The 3,344-nt window shown below is 31.2% G+C and carries 2 protein-coding genes; one reads left to right on the top strand and one right to left on the bottom strand.

Annotated elements, in window-relative coordinates; all coding sequences use genetic code 11:
* Positions 1-714: 714 nt before the first annotated feature.
* The gene (locus tag GA0061080_RS12015) at positions 715-2,556 is read left to right on the top strand and encodes an ATP-binding protein (RefSeq protein ID WP_141683169.1); all 1,842 of its coding nucleotides are present in this window, start codon (positions 715-717) and stop codon (positions 2,554-2,556) included.
* Positions 2,557-2,641: 85 nt separating this feature from the next.
* Here the strand turns inward: GA0061080_RS12015 and GA0061080_RS12010 are convergent.
* The coding region (locus GA0061080_RS12010; RefSeq protein WP_141683168.1) for an IS3 family transposase at positions 2,642-3,344 on the bottom strand (703 nt) is incomplete at its 5' end.

Here is a 3,344-nt window from a genome sequence, read left to right as displayed (position 1 = left end):
GCACTAAATAATATGACGCCGATTGAGTATAAAACACTAAAACAAGCAACATGATTTTCTACGTGAGTTGTGTATTAAGTTTGGGGTATTTACAACCGGTTATTATGAATAAACTGGTGATCGAAACGGCCTTAAATGCTGAAATGATCGAACATCTTGGACATAGCGATACAACAAGCATCTAAAAAATGGACAATGCCGATTAAAAATTGGAAAAGTGCGATGAGTCGATTTAGATAGAATTTGGTGACCGAGCTCACCGTCACCTTTAACTGGTAAATACACAAAATTAGGGATGGGGTCTTTGCCACAGATCTTGCATTTTCACATGCTTGTGAATTTTTATCTATTTCACCATTACGGCATTTTTTCAAAAATACTTTAAGTTCATCTTGATGCTGTTTTCAGTATTTCACCGTTTTAAAATCCTCACTACAGGCAAATAAAAAAGCAGCTAATGGGACTTTTTCATTGGTTATTCCTTGTGAATATTGATTAGTTAAAACTATATTTTTTTATTTTTAAATCAATTGATCAGTGTGATTTATCAAAAAAAATTCCTTGATTATGACCTATTTTCCCAAATTAATATATTATATACTGACGTTAGTTTATTGTTTGAAAACATGTTGTCATTCCAATTTTTCATTTCATTACATAATAAGTTTTAGGCTTTACTACATGAAAATTTATAAATAAGGGATATAATATATTATGAAAATAGCACAATTAAAATTATTAAATTTCCGTGGATATGAAGATGTTACCATAAAATTTGCTAACGATTTTAATCTAATTATTGGAAAAAACGATATTGGAAAATCAACTATTCTTGAGGCAATGGAAATATTTTTTAACAATGATGTAGTAAAGGTTGATATAAATGATCTTAATGTTTTTAGTGAAAACAAGACAATGTCTATTCAAATTTCATTTATACCAAGTAATACGACTTATACTATTGATACAATACCAACAAATATTAAAAATGAATACCTTTTGGATCAAAATGGCTATTTAACCATAAAAAAAACTTGGGATTGTAATAATGAAAAATTATCTAGCTTAAAAACGACAATTATATCAAACTATCCAAATAATTTTACTACACCTTTAGTGAACTTAAAAATAACAGATTTAAGAAAATTATTATCTGAGAAATATGCTGATGTAATTGATCTTGACTCTATAAATAAGAATAAAAGTTCAGAAATAAGACAAGCAATATATTGTGCAACTCCTCATTTAACTCTAGAAGAAACGGAAATTGACATAAATAAAGAAGATGGAAAGAAAATTTGGACAGCATTACAAAATGATCTGCCTTTATTTTTCTTATTTCAATCAGATCGAGAAAATAGAGATTCTGATAAAGAAGTACAGGCCCCATTAAAAACTATTACTAAAACAGCTATTGCTGAGCTTGAAAGTGAATTGAATCAAGTTAAAGAGAAAATCATTAATAAAGCAATTCAGATAGGTAATGAAACCCTAGATAAGTTAAAAGAAATGAGCCCTGAAATTGCTAATGTATTGAAACCTGAAATGACAAATAAAGCATGGGATACTCTTTTTTCATTCTCATTTAGCTGTGATGATGGGATTCCAGTCAATAAAAGGGGAAGTGGTGTAAGAAGGCTTATCCTGTTGAATTATTTTAGAGCTGAAGCAGAGAGAAAAACATCAGGGAACCGCAATACTATTTATGCTATTGAAGAACCTGAAACTTCTCAGCATCCTGAATGGCAAGTAAAACTTTTTCATGCATTAATGGATTTACCCAAAAATGAAAGAACTCAAGTTATAGTAACGACTCATAGTCCATCATTAGCAAGCCTGTGCCCAATAAATAACATTATTTTTCTATTTAAGAAGAATGGAAAAATTAACATTCAAATAGAAGATAATGTTGATTTGACTGAAGTTGCTACAACGTTAGGTATTCTTCCCAATATACCTGTTGAAACTAGCACAAACCTTAAAGTTATCTTATGTCTTGAAGGACCAACAGACGTAGAATTTTTTGATAATATTTGTAACAACTTTGGTATAGATATTAACTCTGATCCGAAGATAATGTCTTTGTCTCTAGGGGGTGGGACATTGATCTATTGGGTTAATAAAAATTATCTTAGAAAGTTAAATCTCCCTGAAGTTCATATCTATGATAGGGATGTAGCCAAATATGCTCAAGCAGTTGAACAAGTCAATTCTAAGCCAAATTGTTGGGCTGTACAAACACAAATGTTGGAAATTGAAAACTATATACATCCATCTTTATATAAAGAATTTTATCCGATAGAAGATCGGTTTGTTAATTCAACTCCCGATTGGAAAAACTCATGGTCAAATAAAAATATTCCTGAGGAGCTTTCTGCATTTTTAAAATCTGAAAAAGAAGCAGGAAATCAGGCAATTAAAAATGAGAGTGCTAGTAAAATTAAAGAAGTATTTGCAACTCAATTATCTAAAAAGATGAAAAAGGAATTATTCGAAGAGTTGAATGTTTATGATGAAGTAAATGGATGGTTTGAGCAGATAAAAAAACATCTTTAAAATTTAGTTACCATATAGAACTAGGTGTTATTTCACCTAATTTTGTAAATTTAATAAAATTGTTACACTGCTCCTCGCCAAAAGATTAGACAGTGCCACCTCTATCATTTTGGAATGGCAACACATTTTCAAACAAAAAATTAAGGGGTAAGTGTTTTTTAAATTCAACGGGAGGCAAGTAGCCTAACGAAGAATGTAATCGTTTATGATTATACCAATAAGCATAAGCCGAAAAAGCGCGTTGTAACTCAGCCGTTGAGTTGAAACGTTGGCCTTTTACAAATTCCGTTTTAATTGTTTTAAATGTCGCTTCCGCTACCGCATTGTCATATGGACACCCTTTCTTGCTTAATGAATGCGTGATATTAAATGTCTTAAAACAATCCGCTAATAACCGATTATCAAACTCTTTACCGCGGTCTGAATGAAATAAATCTAATTTTGATAATGGTTGTTTAATTTGGCTTAATGCCGACATAACAAGCTCTGCTGTTTTATGTTGACCAACATGGTAACCGACAATCTGCCTATCGGATAAGTTCACTAAAACACATAAATAGTTCCAACGTTGCTTAACTTGAATATAGGTTAAATCCGCAACAACAATTTGTTTTTTATCACCTACATCAAATTGTCGTTGCAGGTGATTTTCTGTGACCGTTTCATTCACTTCCGTATGGTGAGATTGATAACGTTTAACGGTGTATTTTGATACCAGCAATAAGGCTTTCATCACCCGAGCAATGTAACGGCGTGACACCCAAATATTCTCTTTCTGTAAATCAAAA

The sequence above is a fragment of the Gilliamella intestini genome, assembly GCF_900094935.1.
Lineage (GTDB): Bacteria > Pseudomonadota > Gammaproteobacteria > Enterobacterales > Orbaceae > Gilliamella > Gilliamella intestini.
Note: the sequence above shows the minus strand (reverse complement) of the source record. Positions and strands in the feature narration are given on the sequence as shown.

Excerpts from the sequence above, each read along its gene's own strand:
- GA0061080_RS12015 (WP_141683169.1), top strand. The coding sequence starts at position 715 with ATGAAAATAGCACAATTAAAATTATTAAATTTCCGTGGATATGAAGAT.